We start from the raw sequence: 18,157 nt of genomic DNA, 5'->3' as shown, positions 1-18,157 counted from the left end.
CGCTCCGGATCACGCTTTCTCGCGTGCAACCGCGCGCCAGCCGATATCGTGCCGGTAGAAGCCGTTTTCCCAGGAAACGGCCGAGACCGCCGCATAGGCTCTGTCCTTGGCCGTGCCGGCATTCGTCCCCGTTGCGGTGATGTTGAGCACGCGGCCGCCGGTCGCGACCAGGGTCCCGTCCTTCATCGCTGTGCCAGCGTGGAACACTTTGGTGGTGTCGGAGGCTGCGGGAAGGGCGGTGATGGGCGTATTCTTGGCGTAGCTGCCCGGATAGCCCTTGGAGGCCATGACCACGGTCAGCGCCGTCTCGTCGCGCCATTCCGCGGTCATGCCGGCGAGCGTGCCGGTCGCCGCGGCATAGAGCAACGGGAGAAGATCGCTCTTCATCCGCATCATCAGCACCTGGCATTCCGGGTCGCCGAAGCGGACATTGTATTCGATAAGTTCCGGGCCCTTGGCAGTAATCATCAACCCGGCAAAGAAGACGCCGGAGAAGGGATGGCCGCTTTCCGCCATGCCGCGCATCGTCGGCTCGATGATCTCCTTCATCGTGCGCTCGATCATCCCGGCCGTCATGACCGGAGCGGGCGAATAGGCGCCCATGCCGCCGGTATTCGGCCCGGTATCGCCGTCGCCGACGCGCTTGTGATCCTGGGCGGAGGCAAGCGCCAGCGCCGTCTTGCCGTCGCAGAGGCAGAAGAAGCTTGCTTCCTCACCATCGAGATAGGCCTCGACCACCACTTCGGCGCCGGCAGCGCCAAAAGCGCCGGCAAAACAATCGTCGACGGCAGCGAGCGCTTCATCGAGCGACATGGCGACGGTGACACCCTTGCCGGCAGCCAGGCCATCGGCCTTGATCACGATGGGCGCACCCTGGGCGCGCACATAGGCCTTGGCGCTTTCGGCATCGCTGAAGCGGCCATAGGCGCCGGTCGGAATGTCGTAGCGGGCGCAAAGATCCTTGGTGAAGCCCTTGGAGCCTTCAAGCTGGGCGGCGGCGGCAGACGGACCGAAGACGGCGATGCCGGCTGCGCGCAGGACGTCGGCGAGACCGGCGACAAGCGGTCCCTCAGGGCCGACGACGACGAAATCGATCGCTTCCTTGCGGCAGAAGTCGGCGACGGCCCGATGATCGTCCGTGTCGAGCGCGACGATGACAGCTTCTTCGGCGATGCCGGGATTGCCCGGTGCCGCATAGAGCTTCGTCAGTTTGGGAGACTGCGCAATCTTCCATGCAAGGGCGTGCTCGCGCCCACCCGATCCGATGAGAAGAACCTTCATTGCAGCCCCCGATATCCCGAAATTGCTGCGCTGCGGTTAGGACGGCAGGGCGGCAAGGTCAAGGGAAAACGGGAGTCCGGGCGGCGATTCCCGCAATCGCCACCGTTCAGGCGATGGCCTGCCGGCTTTGTACGTCGTCCAGCCCTTCGTGGTGCGCGTAGCGGGCGGTGCGTGTCAGCGCCCAGATGCCGAGATCTTCGATCGGCAGCGGCTTGCTGATGAGATAGCCCTGGAACAGATCACAACCGGCCGCGGTCAGCATCGAGAGCTTCTCCGGCGTGTCGATGCCTTCGCCGACGACGGCGACGTCCTTGGCGTGGCAAAGCGCGATGAGCGCCTTGAGTACCGGCAGCGACTGCGACGCGGTGAGGTTCGAGACCAGCGCCCGGTCCAGCTTGATCGTGTCGGCGGTGTACTCGATGATTTGCTGGACGGATGTGTAGCCGGCGCCGAAATCGTCGATCGAAAGGCGGAAGCCGTTCTGGCGGAGCGCATCGATGTTGCGGCGAAGCTGGTCGCTGAACTTGACGGCGAAGGTTTCGGTGAGCTCGATCTCGATCGAACGCGCCTCCAGCCCATGCCGCTCCAGGCAGTCAGAGAAATGGTCGGCAATTGCCTTGGAGTGCAGTTCGGCCGAGGAGATGTTGATTGCCAGCACCGTTTCCGGGCCGAACAGCGCCTTGAGCTGTCGGCAATCCGACATCGCCTTGTTGATCACCCACCAGTCGATCTTGGTGAAAAGGCCGGAGCTTTCGGCGATCGGCACGAATTCGTCCGGGGTAACATTGCCGAGGACGGGCGAGTACCAGCGCAGCAGCGCTTCGCAGCCGGTGACGCGGCCTTCGGTGTCGACCATCGGCATGTAGACGAGATGGAACTGCTCGTCCGGATCGAGCGCGCGCAGCTCGTCCTGGATCTGGCGCAGCCGCGTGCGCTTATCGTGAAGCGCGCGCGAGAAACGGGCGGAGCGGTTCTTGCCGCTGGTCTTCGCCTGATACATCGCTGCATCGGCGTTCGAGATCAGCTCGGCAAGGTTGGTCGCATCGTCCGGGCAGATCGCCGCGCCGATGCTTGCGGTCACCGGATAGCGTTTGTCGGAGACTTCGAAGCCGTCCTCGAACAGCCCCAGAATGGCGGCCGAGATTTCCCGGACCGTTCCGTCGCCGGGTCGTGACCGCACGAACACGGCGAATTCGTCGCCGGAGAGGCGCGCGAGAATGGCCGGCTTCTGGCCGCGCCGTTCGGTGATCGCATCGACACGTTCGCCGATGCGGACGGCGAGCGTCTTCAGCAGTTCGTCACCGATCTCATGGCCATGCTTGTCGTTGACGAACTTGAAGTTGTCGATGTCGATGAAAAGCAGGCTGCACTTCTCGCCGGCAGCAATCGCCTCGCGCACGGCGCCGGCGGCAAGCGCATTGAAATGGCCGCGATTGCTGATCCCGGTCAGGGTGTCTGTCCAGGAGCTGCGTTGCACGAGTTTCAGCGATTGCACCGACTGCCGATGCAGTTCGCGGATGTTTTCCGTCAGCCGCCCGATCTCGCCTTTCTCCTCCATGTCGCGGATCTCGTCGCGCGCGCCCACCATCACCGCCATCACGTTGGCGTCGAGGGTTGCGATAGGGTCGGTGATGAAGCGGCGGATCAGCATGATGATCAGCCAGATCGAGAACAGGCTCATTGCCACGGCGCCGAGCGCCAGCAGGATCTTCTGCCTGGCCATCAGCGCATCGAAATGTTCGCTCGAAACGGTGAGCGTCGCATAAAGCGAGGGCCCGAGATGAACGCTTGCCGAAAGGTCTTCGGTAATCGCCAGCGGCCAGGGCTGGAGCATGATGTCGGAACCGTACTCCTTCTTCAGCGCCTCCTGCATGTCGAGGAACCGGTCCGGCTGGATTGCGACCTGAACGAGCAGCGCGCTTGATTTCTTGCTCGGCAGCGGCCGGGTGAAGGCGACGGGGTCGAGGAAGAAGGAATAGACGATGCGTGGTCTTTGTCCTGCTTCGTAAAGATAGGTCCAGTCGACGAGCTTGTCCTCGCGGATCAAGCGACGGGCGAGGTTGAGCTGGGCCTCGTCGATCTGGGCAAAGGGGTCCCAGCTGTTCTCGAAATAGTAGTCCGTCTTCAGGTCGGAGGTCAGCAGCGCCAGCGACACGTAGCCCGTCGGGTCGTCCAGAAGCGACTTGAGGCTTTCCTGCAGCCTGACACCCAGCGCATTGGCGCGGTAGTTCTCGTCCGTCTCAGAAACATACTGGCGCAGCGAGTTGCCGTTCAACAGCGCATTGAGGAAGCCCTTGCTGCGGCCGATCTCGTTCTGGAACACGGCGGCCGCATGTTCCAGGCGCTGCGACAGTTTGGCGTGTTCGAGCGCGCGGATGGAGCGGCTCTGCGTGACGTGGACCGAGACTGCCGCCAGCAGGTAGCCAGCGAGAACGACGGGGAAGATCAGGATGAGCGCGCGTTTGCCGAGATTCACTGGAAGTTCGCCAATGTGCTGATGATGCGTCGGCGCAATTGCACCGACTCTGTGGACAGTTCCTGTTGGTACTGGCTCTTGGCCAGGATGTCGGGTGAGGGGTAGATGGCGGGGTCGGCGCGGACTTCTTCCGGCAGGAGCGCATAGGCTGCCCGGCTTGCCGTCGGCATGTTGAGCGCCAGCGCGTTCGCGGCAGCACTGCCCGGCGAACCGAGATAGTCGAGCAGAGCGAGCGCGCGGTCCTTGTTCGGCGATTTGGCGACGACCGACATGCAATCGAGCCAGGAAAGCGTGCCTTCCTTGGGAACGGCGTAGCGCCAGACGCCGGGCGTACCTGCCTTGTCGTTCAGCACGTGCTGGTCGCCGCTGTAGCCCAGCGCCATGTAGATGTCCTTGCTGACCGTCGGATTCTGGATCGAGCTGATGATATATTCGTAGGTGAGCACCGAGGGCGCCTGTTCCTTCATCAAGCCGAAGGCCGCCTTCAGCGTCGCGCTATCGTTGGTGTTGATCGATTGGCCGAGCAACATCAGCGGTGCGACGAAGGCTTCGTTGTGGTCGTCGTACATGGCGACATGCTTGGCGAGTGCCGGGGCTGGGCGCATGAGATCCTGCCAGGAGGTCGGCGCCTCCGAAACGACGTCCGATCGGTAGAGGATGCCCATCGTGCCCCAAAGATAGGGAAGGCCGCGGCCCGAGCAGCGCTTGCGCCAGCCTTCGTCATAATCCCGGAGCGAGGCGACGTTGGTCTCATCGAGCTTTTCGAGCACGCCCTTGCGGCCGAAAAGGGCAGCACTGTTTTCGCCTGTCACCACCAGGTCGACGCGGCTGTTCGGATCGGCCAGCACCTCGTCGCGCGTGTCGCCGCTATCGTAGTATACCTGGTGCACCGCGACGCCGGTTATCGACGTCCAGCGGTCGAGGATCTTCTGGTCGATATAGGATTCCCAGATCAGCAGGTTCAGGGTCTCGGCCGGTGCCGCCGTTGCAAATAGCAACGTCGCCAGTAAGGCCGGAATCGCCGTTCGCCCCTGCATTCTATACCCCTGCCCAAGCCCGTCTGACGACCGTAGCGCGCAAAAATTGATGAATGATTACGTAGGGCTGCGACGGGGGATGGGGGCGTCGCGTGCTGCTTGTGGCGGAAACGAAAACCGGGCGCCGCATGACGGCGCCCGGTGAAAACGGAAGCGATTTCGGCGCGAAGAGCCTATCGCGCGGGAATCTTCGGCAGCAGGATCGTGAGGATGCCAAGCAGCGGCAGATAGGAGCAGATGGTGTAGACGAACTCGATGCCCTGCCGGTCGGCAAAGATGCCAAGCACGGCCGCACCCATGCCGCCGAAGCCGAAGGCGAACCCGAAGAAGACGCCCGCAATCAGGCCGACCCGACCCGGCACCAGCTCCTGGGCGAAGACGACGATCGCCGAGAAGGCCGAGGAGAAGATCAGGCCGATGATGACGGAGAGGACGCCGGTCCAGAAGAGGTTCGCATAGGGCAGCAGCAAGGCGAAGGGGATGACGCCGAGGATCGAGAACCAGATGACGAAGCGGGCGCCGTAACGGTCGCCGATCGGCCCGCCGAGGAAGGTTCCGGCCGCGGCCGCGCCGAGGAACAGGAACAGCATGAGCTGCGCCTGCTGCACGTCGATGCCGAACTTCTCGATGACGAAGAAGGTGAAGTAGCTGGAGATGCTCGCCATGTAGACGTTCTTGGTGGCGGTCAAGAGCACGAGCACGGCGACCGCCCACATGACCCGCCCCTTCGGCAGGGGAAGGGCACGGCTCGGCGCAGGCCGGCTCATCGTGGTGCGGCGATGGCGCACATACCAGGTGCTGACCCAAGAGAGCACGAAGAAGCCGATGATCGCGACGATCGAGAACCAGCTGAGGCTTCCCTGACCGAAGGGAATGACGATGAAGGCGGCAAGCAGCGGACCCATGGCGCTGCCGGCGTTGCCGCCCACCTGGAACAGCGATTGCGCCAATCCGTGGCGACCGCCGGAGGCGAGGCGGGCGATGCGCGACGATTCCGGATGGAAGATCGCCGAACCGATACCGATCAGGCTCGCGGCCACCAGCAGGACCCAGAAATCATGCGCGTTTGCCAGCAGGATCAGGCCGCTGCAGGTCGAAAGCATGGCGAGTGGCAGCGAATAGGGCAGCGCCCAGCGGTCGGTGATGATGCCGACGGCCGGCTGCAGCATCGATGCCGTCAGCTGGAAGGTGAAGGTCAAGAGGCCGATCTGCACGAAATCGAGCGAATAGTTCGCCTTGAGCAGCGGGTAGAGTGCAGTCAGCAGCGACTGCATGATGTCGTTCAGCATATGGCAGAAGCTGACGGCCAGGATGACGGAGAAGGCCGTCTTTTCCGGCGAGATCCCGGAAGTTGAGGTCACGGTAGACATGGGTGATTCCTTGCCGTCTCGGAGGTTGTATGCGGCAAGGGCTATCTGTACTGAGGTTGCGATTGGCCTGCTTTTGTGATGTGGTCGATTTCTTTCGTGAGTGGGCCAAATGCCGATCCGCCGATTTCCCTTGCCGCAGCTTCCCGATGACGATCACTTCCGGAACCTCGATTGGGTCGAGACCGGAAACGCCCCGGTGCTGGCGCTCGGACGAGACTATAGCGCCGGTCTTCTGGTTCCCTTCCACAGCCATACGCGCACGCAGCTCTGGTGGGCGCGCGGCGGCGTCGTGCTGATGCGCACTGAACGCGGGCGCTGGATGGTTCCGCCCGGCCATGCCCTCCTGATCCCCGCCGGCATGGAGCACTCGGCCGAGATGATCAGCGACGTGCGCATGCATTCGATCTACTTCGCGCCGGACCTGCTGCGCGCCGAGCGGCCGATGGTCATGGAAATCAACCCGCTCGCCGGCAGCCTCGTCGATGCGCTCGTCAGCGTCGAGAACGAGGCGATGTCGGAGCGGCGTGAACAACTGGTCACGGATCTGCTTCTGGAGGAAATCGGCCGGCTGCAGGAACGCCCGCTCGGCCTGCCGTTTCCGCGCGACGAGAAGCTTGCAGCACTTTGCCGACAGTTCCTGCAGGCGCCATCGGCGGCAGCGAGCATCGACCAGTGGGCGGATCGGATGCGCCTCAGCCGGCGATCGTTCACGCGCTTCTTCCGCAAGGAGACGGGTGTCAGCTTCGTCACCTGGCGCCAACAGGCCTGTATCTTCGCCTCCTTGCCGCTCCTTGCCGATGGCGAGCCGATCACCAATGTGGCGCTCGATGCCGGCTATGAGAACGTCGCGGCCTTCACCACCATGTTCCGCCGCATGCTCGGCAGCCCGCCGAGCGTCTATCTCAAGACCTATCTCGGCCAGTGACCGGGGTTCGCCAACCGGGTATGGCAAAGGAAGGTTGAATTGACCTGGTTAACGGAATCGTAGGAACAAGCCGCATAAGTCGCCCTCGTGCCGTGCCAGTCCACCTCCCTCCCTCGGCCTGTCGGCACGGTCAAAACTTCGCCCCGGCGAATGATTCTTCCGGAGTTGTTTCTTGCGTATCCGTTCTCTCGTCCTCCTTTCTGGAACCCTTTTGCTGTCGGCGAACGCCGCCTCTGCCGGTGACGGCCAGTATTTCTGGTCCGGTGACTGGTACCTGAAGGTCGGTGCCACCGGCTTCCTCGGCCCGAAGTATGAAGGCGCCTCGAAGCGCATGTTCCAGGCAGCACCCCTGATCTCGCTCGGCAAGGCCGGCAGCTCGGTCCGCTTCTCCTCGCGCAACGACAACATGTCCTATGCGCTCGTCGACCAGGGGAGTTTCCGTGCCGGTCTCGTCGGCAAGCTGATCTTCGAGCGCGACGCCAGCACCTCGAGCGACCTGAAGGGCCTCGCTCCGATCAAGTTCGGCGGTGAAGTCGGCGGCTTTGCGGAGGTCTATCCGACGGACTGGCTGCGGGTGCGCGCCGAAGTCCGCCAGGGCATTCGCAGCCACCACGGTGTCGTTGCCGACGTCGCGGCCGACGCCTTCACCGATGTCAGCAGCAATGTCCGCATTTCCGGCGGCCCGCGCCTGAGTGCGGCCACGAGCGGCTACTACTCGGCCTACTACGGCGTAAACGATCGCGAGTCGGCTGCATCCGGGCTCAGCACCTACAGTCCACATGGCGGCGTCGGTTCTGCCGGCGTCGGCGCCGCGATCACCTGGCAGGCAACGGAGAAGCTTGAGACGAGTGCCTATGCCGAGTATCGGCGCCTGCTTGGCCCTGCCGCCGATTCCAGCCTCGTTCAAGAGCGCGGGAGCCGCAACCAGGTCCTGGTCGGTCTGTCGGCGACCTACCGCTTCGACTTCACCCTTCCCTGACATTGCGCTGGTCCGGCGTTGCGGCGATCTCGCCGCTTGACCGGCCGGACCTGCGGCGTCAAACAGGGGCATGAACACGTTCTCCGCCGATTCCGGCCGCGTCCACGACGCGCCGTCCAACAACTGGGTTTATCGCGTACTGCCGCGCGCGCTCTGGCCCTATGCCCAGCTTGCCCGTTGGGACCGTCCGATCGGCTGGCAATTGCTGCTGTTGCCCTGCCTCTGGTCCGTGGCGCTGGCGACGGGCGCAGCGGCGGGCACCGAAGCATTCTCGTTCGGCCGTTTCCTGTACCATTGCTTCCTGTTCACCGCCGGCGCGATCGCCATGCGCGGTGCCGGTTGCACCTACAACGACATCGTCGACCACGACATCGACATGGAAGTTGCCCGCACCCGCTCGCGGCCGCTGCCGTCGGGGCGCGTTTCGCGTCTTCAGGCGAAAGTGTTCATGGTGCTGCAGGCGCTCGTCGGCCTTGTCGTGCTGCTGCAGTTCAACACGGTCTCGATCGTGCTCGGCATCCTGTCGCTGGCGATCGTCGCGATCTACCCCTTTGCCAAGCGGTTTACCGATTGGCCGCAATTCTTCCTGGGCCTCGCCTTCTCCTGGGGTGCGCTAATGGGCTGGGCGGCCGCGTTCGGCACGCTGTCGCTGGCAGCCGTGCTGCTCTACGGTGCGGCGATTGCCTGGACGATCGGCTATGACACGATCTACGCCTACCAGGACCGGGAGGACGACGAGCTGATCGGCGTGCGTTCGACGGCAAGGCGGTTCGGCGAAAATCCGCGGCCGTGGCTGATCGGCCTTTATGGCATCGCGACGCTGTTGTTGCTGCTGTCCTTCGTGGCCGCCGGTGCCGGCGCCATTGCCTATATCGGACTTCTGATTGCGGCGGCGATGCTGACCTATCAGATCCTGGTGCTGAACATCCACGATCCGGCGCAGTGCCTGGCGCTGTTCAAGTTCAATGGGGTCGTCGGCCTTATTATCTTTGTCGGCCTGGTGCTGGCGTTTCTTGTTCGCCTGATATGAAAAATCCTCCGTCGCGGCGGAGGATCCTCTTCATGCAATCGGTTCGTCCCGCTTCTGCATGTTTCCTTAAATCGTAGCCGGTTGAAGGGTAAAAACATGCAGCCCTGAAAGTGCTACAGCGACCTTTGCGCGTTTGAAAAGACGCGCGGCGCGGTAGTGGCGGGCCGTAAAAGCTTCAGGCCCAGCTGATCTCGCGGGCGGCCTTGCGCTCCTTCGCCTCGTGACGCGCACGGAAGCTGGACAGGATCACGGCAACCGCGGCGGCGATATGCTTGCGCATCGGGTTTCTCCTTCTTTCGTGTTCTTGGCTATGAACCCGATATGGCACGAAGAAGGCGGCGGAGCTGTTTCCGTGGGAACATCTCGAGCAATCCCGGAAAACCTGTGAAATGGCTTGCCGTCCGCAACGGCATCCCAAAATAGGCAGCCCCAAGATCGCCAGCACAGAAATCGAACGACAACAGCCGGCCGCAGGGAACGGCCGGCTGTCGCGCTGGAGTTACTGCTGCGGATTAGCTGCGGGCGATGATCTCGCGCCCGTCGATTTTCATGTGAACGCCAAGCGTGCCGGTGGAACGGCGCACGAGGAAACGCGGCCGGCGCTCGGCGAAGAAGGAGTGGCGGCGCCGCGGCTTGACCGGTGCCGTGCGCACGTCGCCGAGATGCTCTTCGAGGGGCCTTGCGACGCCATCCGCTTCCACCATCAGCATGGGAATGCGATAGGCTTCCGCCCAAGCGCGCCAGTCGGCCGCGATGTCGGACAGGTCGTGTGCGACGAGCAGCGGAACGCAGAGGTCCGGGTCGTCGTGATGAAGTTCCAGCGTCACTGTAACGTCTCCGTCGCCGTGATCGATCGCGCGAGCCGCGACCCCTTTGAATGCCCGCGCCGGCAGTGCGATCGAAAGCGGCAGGCCGCTCGATGGTAGCACCTTGCGCAGAACTGCGCCACGCTCGTCCAGGCTGATCGTGACATTACCCGTATGACCGCGCAAGGCGTAGCTTGCCTGCTGTGGAAAGCGCTTCGGATCAAGACGGAGCGTGTTTTCGACCCATGCGGGTTGAGAGAGTGTGTTGCGCATTTCAATCGCCCTTGTTTTTCCTTGAGAGCCGGTTTCCGGTCTTCTCGTCGGGACTTTTTCGTCCTCTATGGGCTGAAGAATAGGCGCCCCCCTTTCCGAACGGCTTAAGAATCGCGGTTAAGAAAACTTTGCGTTTTTCGATGGTTAGCAAAAGCCGACCGCTCAGGGTTTCCGTTTCGTCAACGGCTTCGGCGGTCTTGTTCCGATCGGACGCAACAGGCAGCATGTCGGCGGCCGGTCAAAAGCCACACACAAGCCAGTGCTGCAATCATGACGCGTCAGAATTCTGTTTCGGGGTTGGTTCGGCCGCCCCATGGGTAACCGACGGGGCCAGGCATGGTATCGACCTATCTCGACTACAGTCGCATCACGCGTGATTTACGCAGCAGCCTCAATCGTGTTGCCCAGCAGCCGCAGATCGCGCGCGAAGCTGAATATTACCGGGAAAACATCGACAAGGTGAAAACCGTCGACGCGTTCCTCGACGACTACCGGCTCTACTCCTACGCGATGAAGGCGCATGGCCTGGAGGACATGACCTATGCCAAGGCCTTCATGCGCAAGGTTCTGGAAAGTGACCTCAAGGACGACAACAGTTTTGCCAACCGTCTCACGGATGAACGCTACCGCAATTTCGCGCAGGCCTTCAACTTCAGTTCGGCAACCGCGGTGGCCCAAACCAACGCACAGCAGGATGCGCTGATCGGCCTCTACAACGACCGCATCAACGATCTCGATACAGTCATGCGGCAAGAGATGGCCTATTTTGGCGCGGCCATGGATCTGGTCACCGATGTCGACCAGTTCCTGGGCAACGAAAAGCTGCGCTCCTTTGCCTTCACCGTGTTCGGACTGAACCCGAAGACCTTTTCGTACACGGAAGTTCGCAATGCGTTGACCAGCGATCCCGCGACCTTGACCGCCAACCAGACGGCAGCCAAGACGCGGTTGACCGAAGCGAGCAAGCAACTGACGGATCTCGGCGCACGCGACACGGCTCTCGCCCAGATCGTCAGCCTGACGGCCCAACTGGCCGCCGCGCCCGATGCCGACAAGCCTGCCATCCAGACGAAGATCGACGAGCAGAACGCGATCGTCACCGACCTCGATGCACGGCTGCCGCCGCGCGACCAGGCGCCGGCGCTAAAGGCGCAGCTCTCCCTGGAGGTGAACACGCTTGCCAGGCAGATCAGCGGTCTCGATATCTATATCCAGCTCGCCTCGACATTCAATTTCAATGCCGACGGCAGCGTGCCTGCCGGCGAGAAGGCGATCAGCGACGAAAAGAAAAAGCTGCTCAACGAGGCCTATGTCTTCGTGAGACCCGGCGTCACACCGTCGGGTGGGGCACGGCTGACCGGCGCTGGCGCGCTGCTCAACAAGGAATACTACGAACAGAAGATCGGCAGCATTACCAAGGTCTCGGACCTGATCGCCGACAACCGCTTGCTCAACTACGTCATCACCGCCTTCGGCTTGCCGTCCGCGACGACGATGCCGTCCACGGTCGAAAACATCCTCACAAGCGACATCAACGACCCGGAGAGCTACGTCAACAAATATGGCGGCGAATACAACGCCGCCTACAAGAAGATGCTGGCCGCCTTCAACTTCCAGACTGACGGTACGCTGCAAGCCGGCAAGACCGCGCAGGATGCGGACCAGACGAAGACGACGTCCGACGGCTACATGGTGCGCTACAACGACAAGAGCGACGCTGAGGACGAAGCGCTGGTCAAACGTTTCAAGCTCCTGATCGGCACGATGAAATCGGTCGACGAGTTGCTCGCCAACAATGACATGAAGAAATTCATGCTGCGTGCTTTCGGCCTCGAGAATGAGGATCTGAGCACGCGAACGCTGAAGCGGATTCTGACCAGCGACCTCAACGATCCCAAAAGCTACGCCAACACGCTGCGCGATGAGCGCTATGTCAAGCTGGTAAAGGCATTCAACTTCAATCCGGACGGCACGCTCGGCGCACCAAAGCTGGCGCAGAGCGAAGCCGACATCATGAACACGGCCAAGGCCTATGTGATCGCCAAGTCCCGGTTCGGCACGGATGAAGAGAAGAAGGTCGCCAAGGATAAGGCGCAGGAGGAAGCCAAGTACTACAGTGCCGAGATGGAGAAGGTCGAGACGCTCGATGCCTTCCTGGCGAACCGGCGGCTGGTCGATTTCGTGCTCGTCGGGTCCGGCATCGATCCGGAAACGGTCAAGACCGAATACCTCAAGGACATGTTCACGTCCAACCTGGACGATCCCAAGAGCTTCATCAATACCGATCCGAACGGCCTGAAGTACCGCGGGATCGTCGCCTCTTTCAACTTCGATACAGAAGGCAAGATCGTCCGCGGCGAGGCCGGTCAGATCCAGACCCGACGCGGATTGATCACCACCGTCGACCTCTATCTCAATCAGTCGCTCGAGGAGTCCGAAGGCGCCGACAACGGCGGCGTTCGCCTGGCGCTCTACTTCAAGCGCAAGGCCCCGGAGATCAACACGGCCTACGACATTCTGGCCGAGACCGCCCTGTTCCAGGTTATCAAGACGGCCTACAGCATGCCGGAGGGGCTGCAGAACGCCAAGATCGAGGCGCAGGCCGCCTATATCGAGCGCGTCGTCGACATCAAGGATCTGCAGGATCCCGCGAAGCTCGAGAAGCTCCTGCAGCGGTTCACGGCACTTTATGACGTCGAAAACAACACGGACGTATCACCCGGGCTGGCGATCCTCAGCGGTAGCGGCGGAGGCGGCGTCAGCGCCGAGACGCTCCTGTCTCTCTCGCAGTTGCGCGCAGGCGGTCGCTGACGTGAGTTGCGTGAGGTGCAGCGAACCCTTTGCGGCAGGTGCCTAAGCTTGCCGCAGAAGACTGCCCGCTTCACCGGTCGGCGCGCAGCACCTTGTCAGGGTTCATGATGCCCGCCGGATCGAAGGCGTGCTTGATCCGTTGCATCAGCTCGATCTCGATCGGTGCGCGGATTTCTGCGAGCTCGTCGCGTTTCAGCTGGCCTATGCCGTGCTCGGCCGAGATCGAGCCGTTATATTTCAGAACAATACCGTGCACGATCGCGTTGATCTCGCGCCAGCGATCGAGGAAGGCCTGCTTGTCGGCGCCGACCGGCTGCGAGATGTTGTAGTGGATGTTGCCGTCGCCCATATGGCCGAAGGAGCAGATGCGGGCACCTGGTATCGCCTTCATGACAGCGACGTCCGCCTCCTTCATGAAGGCGGGAATGCTGGAAACGGGCACTGAAACGTCGTGCTTGATCGAGCCGCCCTCGGGTTTCTGCGCCGGCGACATGCTTTCGCGCATATGCCACAGCGCCTTGCCTTGCGTCTCGTTGGCGGCGATCACCGCGTTTTCGACGAGACCGGCGGCAAAGCCCTGCTCCAGGAGGTCGTTGACCATGCGCTCGGCGCTTTCGGCCGAATCCGAGGTCGAGATGTCGATCAGTGCGTACCAGGGATGGACGGTTTCCATCGGGTCGCGAACGCCGGGAATATGTTTCGTCGTGAATTCGACGCCGAGGCGCGGCATCAGCTCGAAGCCGGTCAGCGCCGGCCCGCAAAGGCTGGCGGCCTTTTCGAAGAGAGCGAGCGCATGCTCGACACTGCCGACGCCGGCGAAGGCCACCTGATGTCCGAGCGGCTTCGGGAATAGCTTGAGCACCGCGCCGGTGATGACGCCGAGCGTGCCCTCGGCGCCGATGAAGAGGTCGCGCAGGTCGTAGCCGGTATTGTCCTTCTTCAGCCGGCGCAGCCCGCCCCAGATCTCGCCGGTTGGCAACACCACCTCGAGGCCGAGGCAGAGCTGGCGCATGTTGCCATAGGCGAGCACCGCCGTGCCGCCGGCATTGGTGGAGAGATTGCCGCCGATCCGCGCGGAGCCTTCCGAACCGAGCGACAGCGGGAACAGGCGATTGTGATCGTCGGCAGCCTTCTGGATATCGGCGAGAATGCAGCCGGCGTCCGCGACGATCACGTTGCCGACCGGATCGACGTCGCGGATCCGGTTCAGCCGTTCGAGCGAAAGCACGATGTCCGCCTTGCCTTCCCGCGGGATCTGTCCGGCGACGTGGCCGGTGTTGCCGCCCTGCGGCACGATCGCCGTGCGGGTCGCGCTGGCGAGTTTCATGATGCGCGAGACCTCGTCGACCGAACCGGGGCGAAGCACCATCGGCGTCGTGCCGCGATAGAGCCCGCGGGATTCGACGAGATAACGCGCCTTGTCCGCTTCGGCGGTGAGCGCATTGGCACTGCCGACGATCTCGATGAAGGAGGCAATGAGTTCAGGAGAGGGAAGGGGCGTCATGGGTCTGCCTTCGCGTTGCGCTTGAGGGCGCTATCGGATCGGTCGATCTGAAGTCACGATCCTCGGTTCGTATCGATTGCGATCATAGCCGCAATCGCAGCCGTTCGGTGAGCGCGGGTGCGGAGGAGGCGCCGCACGCCAACTCACCCTCGCGGAGCCGCCGCCCGCTGCAGCCGGTCGATGATCGCTTCTCCCAATCCTTCCGAAGGGATCGGCCCGAAGGCGATCGTCGCAGCGCCGCTGGCATCGGCCCGCTTCATGTAGTCGAAGAGATTGGCTGCCGCTTCGCGAAGATTTCCGCTCGGGCTGAGATCAAACACGATGGCCGCCTGTTCCTCTCCGGTGACCCGGCCGCCGCCGAACCGGATCAATGCCTCGCCCGCACGCACATCGGCAACATCGAGCCTGACGGCCGCGCCGGGCGCGTAATGCGAGGCCAGCATGCCCGGCGCCTCGATCGTCGCCCCCGCCGTCTCCGGCCTGATGACCGGACGACCGAGCAGGCGCTCGATTTCTGCGGCATCGAGGCCACCGGGGCGGAGCAGCCGGATCTCGCCGCCGTCGACCTTGATGATCGTGGACTCCAAGCCGATCTCGGCCGGGCCGGCATCGAGGATCAGTTTCAGCTTTTCACCGAGATCGGCATCGACGTGGGCCGCACTGGTCGGGCTGATCTTGCCCGAGGTGTTAGCGCTGGGCGCTGCGAGCGGCCGCCCGAAGCCAGCGATCACCCGGCGTGAGAAGCCGTCGGGCATGCGGATGCCAAGCGTATCGAGGCCGGCCGAGGCCAGCGCATGCACGCTGCTATCAGGCCGCTGCGGCAGGATCAGCGTCAGGGGGCCGGGCCAGAAGGCTTCCGCCAGGCGTCGGGAAATCGGGTCGAAGCGCACATGAGCCTCGGCCATCGCCATGTCGGAAACATGCGAGATCAGCGGATTGAAGCGCGGCCGACCCTTCATCTCGTAGATGCGGCTGATCGCATCGGGATTGGTGGCGTCGGCGGCAAGGCCATAGACAGTTTCGGTCGGAATGGCGACCGGTTCGCCTTCGGCAAGAACGGCGCAGGCGCGTTCGATCGCGCGGTCCGGTTCCTTATCCGTGTCGATGATCTCTGCCATGCCGCTTCCTTTCCGACGCTTCCTTAACGGACGCGCCGGGAAAACAGAACGATTTTCTTTGCGGGAATCGGTTGCTGCCTCAGAGACTGCGGATGATGCGGCGCAGCGCGGAGTCCCGGGCACCCAGCATCAGCACGTTCTTGAGAGCAACCTTGGGGTCGTCCGTGCGGAAGAGGAGCCCGTTGTCGCGGACGTTGCGGTTGATGACCATCTGTCCGTCTTCGGCGTTCGGCTCGATCGCGACCGCGAAATACATGCGGGAATAGCCGCTCTGGATACGGTCGAAGAAATGCGTCTCGTCACCAAGGTCGCTGAAGAAATTGGCGAAGTAGAATGACCAGGTGATGTCCTTGGAAGGCGTGACCGCCGTCCGCGCCGCCGTCACATGGCAATAGCCGAGATGCGGCTTGCCGACGAGCGTGCGGTGGAAAATCAGCTTGGGAAATTGGATCGAGGCATGAAAGCCGTTGATCCGCTTGTGCGTCGTGTCACCGGCGGTCGCGAGCTTCTTGCCGGTCCTGTCCGCGACTTCCTCGTAGCTCAGATACCGTCTTTCGCTCGGCAGCCATTGCCGGCGGTTGATCCTGCCGGTGCGCAGAAACTCGGTGTGAACTGCCGTCTTCGGCATGACCGCCGGCGGCTTCTCGGCCGCTGCGTCGTAATATCTGAACTTTGCCATGATCGTCAGCGTGCCATCTGCCTGCCGGACATCTTCGTCCGCCGGCAAGCCTAGTGGCTTATGGTTAATGAAGGATTTCCGTTCGTTCGCGGAAGATACCCCTGCACGTTCATGGGAATGTCGCAAACGGGCGAAGCCTTCCCGTGCCTGCGCCATATCGGTCGCAAAAGACGGCATATGCCCAGTTTTTGATCTATCTATATGTTTATAAAGTGAAAAATTTTCATATCCGTTTCCAGAAGACGGTTTCGATCGTGTCGTCATTCTGGAATTGAATGTCGCTATCCGGCGCCTGCCGGGGCGCCTTCCACGCTTACATATCCTTACTCAAGGTGTCGTCTTCCAAGGGGGAAGGCGGAGAATTGGGAAGCCGGTCAAATCCCGGCGCTGCCCCCGCAACGGTGGTGGAGCGAAAGCCTCGGCACAAGGCCACTGGACGGTTCCGTCCGGGAAGGCGCCGGGCTGGTCCCACAAGGACGGCTCCTGAGCCCGGAACCAGCCTTGACAGACATAACCGTAACGGGTTGCGGCGGGCAGCCGGATCGGAGCCTCAAACGCATGGGTGTGCGCCCGTGCGGGTTCCTGTCCTGCCTCTCCGAAACATGGCGCATGAGGACAGGACATGGACACCAGAAACGATATGCTTCGTAAGCTCAAGGGCCGGCGTGACGGCTACAGCCTCGATCGGGCCTTCTATATCGACCCCGACTACTACCGGCAGGACCTGGAAAACATCTGGTATCGGGATTGGCTGTTCATCGGCCACGATTGCGAAATCCCGCGGGCCGGCAACTATTTCACCGTCCAGGTCGGCGATTATCCCGTCGTCGTCACCCGCGATCGCCAGGGCACGATCCGCGCGCTCCACAACTCCTGCCGTCACCGCGGCTCCCGCGTCTGCACGCAGCACAAGGGCTCTTCGGCAAAGCTCGTCTGTCCGTATCATCAATGGACCTATGAGCTCGACGGCTCGCTGCTCTTCGCACGCCAGATGGGCGAGGACTTCGACAAGGCAGCCCACAGCCTGAAACAGATCCACTGCGAGACGGTCGGCGGCTACATCTTCATCAACCTGTCGGAGACGCCGGCGGATTTCGCCGCCTTCCGCGAGCTGGCCACGCCCTATCTCGCGCCGCACCGGCTGGGAGAGACCAAGGTCGCCTTCGAAAGCACGATCATCGAAAAGGGAAACTGGAAGCTCGTCTGGGAGAACAACCGCGAGTGCTACCACTGCGCCGCCAATCACCCCGAGCTCTGCCGGACCTATCCGGAAGCGCCGACCGCGACCGGGGTGCAGGGCGCCAAGGACGATCCGGTGATTGCCGCCCATTGGGCGAAGTGCGAGGCCGAGGGCCTGCCGAGCGAGTTCCGGATGTCGCCGACCGGCCAGTTCCGCGCCGCGCGCATGCCGCTGGTCGATGATGCCGAAAGCTACACCATGTCGGGTGCGCCCGCCGTCAAAAGGGCGCTGTCGGCCGATGTCAGGCAGAAGCAGATCGGCACGCTCCTGATGTTCCACTACCCCACGACCTGGAACCACGTGCTTTCGGATCACGCCATCACCTTCCGCGTATTGCCGCTCGGGCCGGAACTCACCCAGGTGACGACGAAGTGGCTGGTCAACAAGGACGCGGTCGAAGGTGTCGACTACACGCTCGAGGATCTGACTCATGTCTGGACCGAGACCAACGACCAGGACCGCCAGATCGTCGAAGAAAATGCCTTCGGCATCCGCTCGCCGGCCTATGAGCCCGGCCCCTATTCGCCGGAGCATGAAGGCGGCGTGATGCAGTTCGTCGAATGGTACTGCAAGTTCATGGGGCAGCGCCTGCAGGGCGATGCGGCTCCCCTTTCCAAGGTCGCCTGAC

Annotated in this window: 13 protein-coding genes and 1 riboswitch; of the genes, 5 read left to right on the top strand and 8 right to left on the bottom strand. The window is 62.7% G+C overall.

Annotation, left to right across the window (positions count from 1 at the left end):
- Positions 1-9 precede the first annotated feature (9 nt).
- The 4 genes from purD to V7S54_RS01565 form a co-directional block, all read right to left on the bottom strand.
- Positions 10-1,281 carry a phosphoribosylamine--glycine ligase gene (gene purD / locus V7S54_RS01580; protein WP_065372661.1) on the bottom strand — a complete coding sequence of 424 codons (1,272 nt, stop codon included), beginning with the start codon at positions 1,279-1,281 and terminating at the stop codon, positions 10-12.
- A 106-nt stretch (positions 1,282-1,387) separates the two neighbouring features.
- On the bottom strand, positions 1,388-3,757 hold the full coding sequence (locus V7S54_RS01575) for a putative bifunctional diguanylate cyclase/phosphodiesterase (RefSeq protein WP_065372660.1): 2,370 nt from the start codon (positions 3,755-3,757) through the stop codon (positions 1,388-1,390).
- Positions 3,754-4,794, bottom strand: a complete 1,041-nt coding sequence (locus tag V7S54_RS01570; protein WP_065372659.1) for a polyamine ABC transporter substrate-binding protein — start codon at positions 4,792-4,794, stop codon at positions 3,754-3,756. The genes V7S54_RS01575 and V7S54_RS01570 overlap by 4 nt, the downstream gene beginning before the upstream one ends.
- 173 nt (positions 4,795-4,967) lie before the next feature.
- Positions 4,968-6,164, bottom strand: coding sequence for an MFS transporter (locus V7S54_RS01565; protein ID WP_065372658.1), 1,197 nt, complete (start codon positions 6,162-6,164; stop codon positions 4,968-4,970).
- Positions 6,165-6,273: 109 nt separating this feature from the next.
- Here V7S54_RS01565 and V7S54_RS01560 point away from each other — a divergent pair, with 109 nt between their 5' ends.
- The 3 genes from V7S54_RS01560 to ubiA all read left to right on the top strand — a co-directional run bounded on the left by V7S54_RS01560 (position 6,274) and on the right by ubiA (position 9,098).
- Positions 6,274-7,089: an AraC family transcriptional regulator gene (locus tag V7S54_RS01560; protein ID WP_065372657.1), complete on the top strand. Its 816-nt coding sequence runs from the start codon at positions 6,274-6,276 to the stop codon at positions 7,087-7,089.
- A 172-nt stretch (positions 7,090-7,261) separates the two neighbouring features.
- Entirely contained in the window at positions 7,262-8,068 is an 807-nt protein-coding gene (locus V7S54_RS01555) for a MipA/OmpV family protein (protein WP_065372656.1), read from the top strand.
- A gap of 70 nt (positions 8,069-8,138) precedes the next feature.
- Positions 8,139-9,098 (top strand): 4-hydroxybenzoate octaprenyltransferase, encoded by a 960-nt coding sequence (gene ubiA / locus V7S54_RS01550; RefSeq protein WP_065372655.1) that lies wholly within the window; start codon positions 8,139-8,141, stop codon positions 9,096-9,098.
- A gap of 512 nt (positions 9,099-9,610) precedes the next feature.
- Here ubiA and V7S54_RS01545 read toward each other — a convergent pair.
- Complete coding sequence (locus V7S54_RS01545; RefSeq protein ID WP_057250756.1) at positions 9,611-10,177, bottom strand: DUF6101 family protein; 567 nt, start codon at positions 10,175-10,177, stop codon at positions 9,611-9,613.
- A 336-nt stretch (positions 10,178-10,513) separates the two neighbouring features.
- Between V7S54_RS01545 and V7S54_RS01540 the strand changes: the two genes are divergently transcribed.
- Positions 10,514-12,988 (top strand): DUF1217 domain-containing protein, encoded by a 2,475-nt coding sequence (locus tag V7S54_RS01540; protein ID WP_065372654.1) that lies wholly within the window; start codon positions 10,514-10,516, stop codon positions 12,986-12,988.
- A 70-nt stretch (positions 12,989-13,058) separates the two neighbouring features.
- Here V7S54_RS01540 and V7S54_RS01535 read toward each other — a convergent pair whose 3' ends face one another.
- The 3 genes from V7S54_RS01535 to V7S54_RS01525 all read right to left on the bottom strand — a co-directional run bounded on the left by V7S54_RS01535 (position 13,059) and on the right by V7S54_RS01525 (position 16,289).
- Positions 13,059-14,492 carry an FAD-binding oxidoreductase gene (locus V7S54_RS01535; RefSeq protein ID WP_336408027.1) on the bottom strand — a complete coding sequence of 478 codons (1,434 nt, stop codon included), beginning with the start codon at positions 14,490-14,492 and terminating at the stop codon, positions 13,059-13,061.
- A gap of 143 nt (positions 14,493-14,635) precedes the next feature.
- Positions 14,636-15,610, bottom strand: a complete 975-nt coding sequence (locus V7S54_RS01530; protein WP_065372652.1) for an L-threonylcarbamoyladenylate synthase — start codon at positions 15,608-15,610, stop codon at positions 14,636-14,638.
- Positions 15,611-15,689: 79 nt separating this feature from the next.
- Entirely contained in the window at positions 15,690-16,289 is a 600-nt protein-coding gene (locus V7S54_RS01525) for a DUF6656 family protein (RefSeq protein WP_057251094.1), read from the bottom strand.
- A gap of 313 nt (positions 16,290-16,602) precedes the next feature.
- Positions 16,603-16,807: riboswitch (cobalamin riboswitch) on the top strand.
- Between the two features lie 104 nt (positions 16,808-16,911).
- On the opposite strand from V7S54_RS01525, the gene V7S54_RS01520 reads away from it, so the two are divergent.
- Positions 16,912-18,156: an aromatic ring-hydroxylating oxygenase subunit alpha gene (locus V7S54_RS01520; protein ID WP_065372651.1), complete on the top strand. Its 1,245-nt coding sequence runs from the start codon at positions 16,912-16,914 to the stop codon at positions 18,154-18,156.
- Position 18,157 lies beyond the last annotated feature (1 nt).

The sequence above is a fragment of the Ensifer sp. CCNWLY38 genome, assembly GCF_037120565.1.
Lineage (GTDB): Bacteria > Pseudomonadota > Alphaproteobacteria > Rhizobiales > Rhizobiaceae > Ensifer > Ensifer adhaerens_H.
Note: the sequence above shows the minus strand (reverse complement) of the source record. Positions and strands in the feature narration are given on the sequence as shown.

What these genes read in the sequence shown, in the direction of transcription:
- V7S54_RS01525 (WP_057251094.1), bottom strand. Translation starts at nt 16,289, where the DNA reads ATGGCAAAGTTCAGATATTACGACGCAGCGGCCGAGAAGCCGCCGGCG.
- V7S54_RS01545 (WP_057250756.1), bottom strand. Translation starts at nt 10,177, where the DNA reads ATGCGCAACACACTCTCTCAACCCGCATGGGTCGAAAACACGCTCCGT.
- purD (WP_065372661.1), bottom strand. Translation starts at nt 1,281, where the DNA reads ATGAAGGTTCTTCTCATCGGATCGGGTGGGCGCGAGCACGCCCTTGCA.
- V7S54_RS01570 (WP_065372659.1), bottom strand. Translation starts at nt 4,794, where the DNA reads ATGCAGGGGCGAACGGCGATTCCGGCCTTACTGGCGACGTTGCTATTT.
- V7S54_RS01520 (WP_065372651.1), top strand. Translation starts at nt 16,912, where the DNA reads ATGGACACCAGAAACGATATGCTTCGTAAGCTCAAGGGCCGGCGTGAC.
- V7S54_RS01565 (WP_065372658.1), bottom strand. Translation starts at nt 6,164, where the DNA reads ATGTCTACCGTGACCTCAACTTCCGGGATCTCGCCGGAAAAGACGGCC.
- V7S54_RS01540 (WP_065372654.1), top strand. Translation starts at nt 10,514, where the DNA reads ATGGTATCGACCTATCTCGACTACAGTCGCATCACGCGTGATTTACGC.
- V7S54_RS01560 (WP_065372657.1), top strand. Translation starts at nt 6,274, where the DNA reads ATGCCGATCCGCCGATTTCCCTTGCCGCAGCTTCCCGATGACGATCAC.
- ubiA (WP_065372655.1), top strand. Translation starts at nt 8,139, where the DNA reads ATGAACACGTTCTCCGCCGATTCCGGCCGCGTCCACGACGCGCCGTCC.
- V7S54_RS01530 (WP_065372652.1), bottom strand. Translation starts at nt 15,610, where the DNA reads ATGGCAGAGATCATCGACACGGATAAGGAACCGGACCGCGCGATCGAA.
- V7S54_RS01535 (WP_336408027.1), bottom strand. Translation starts at nt 14,492, where the DNA reads ATGACGCCCCTTCCCTCTCCTGAACTCATTGCCTCCTTCATCGAGATC.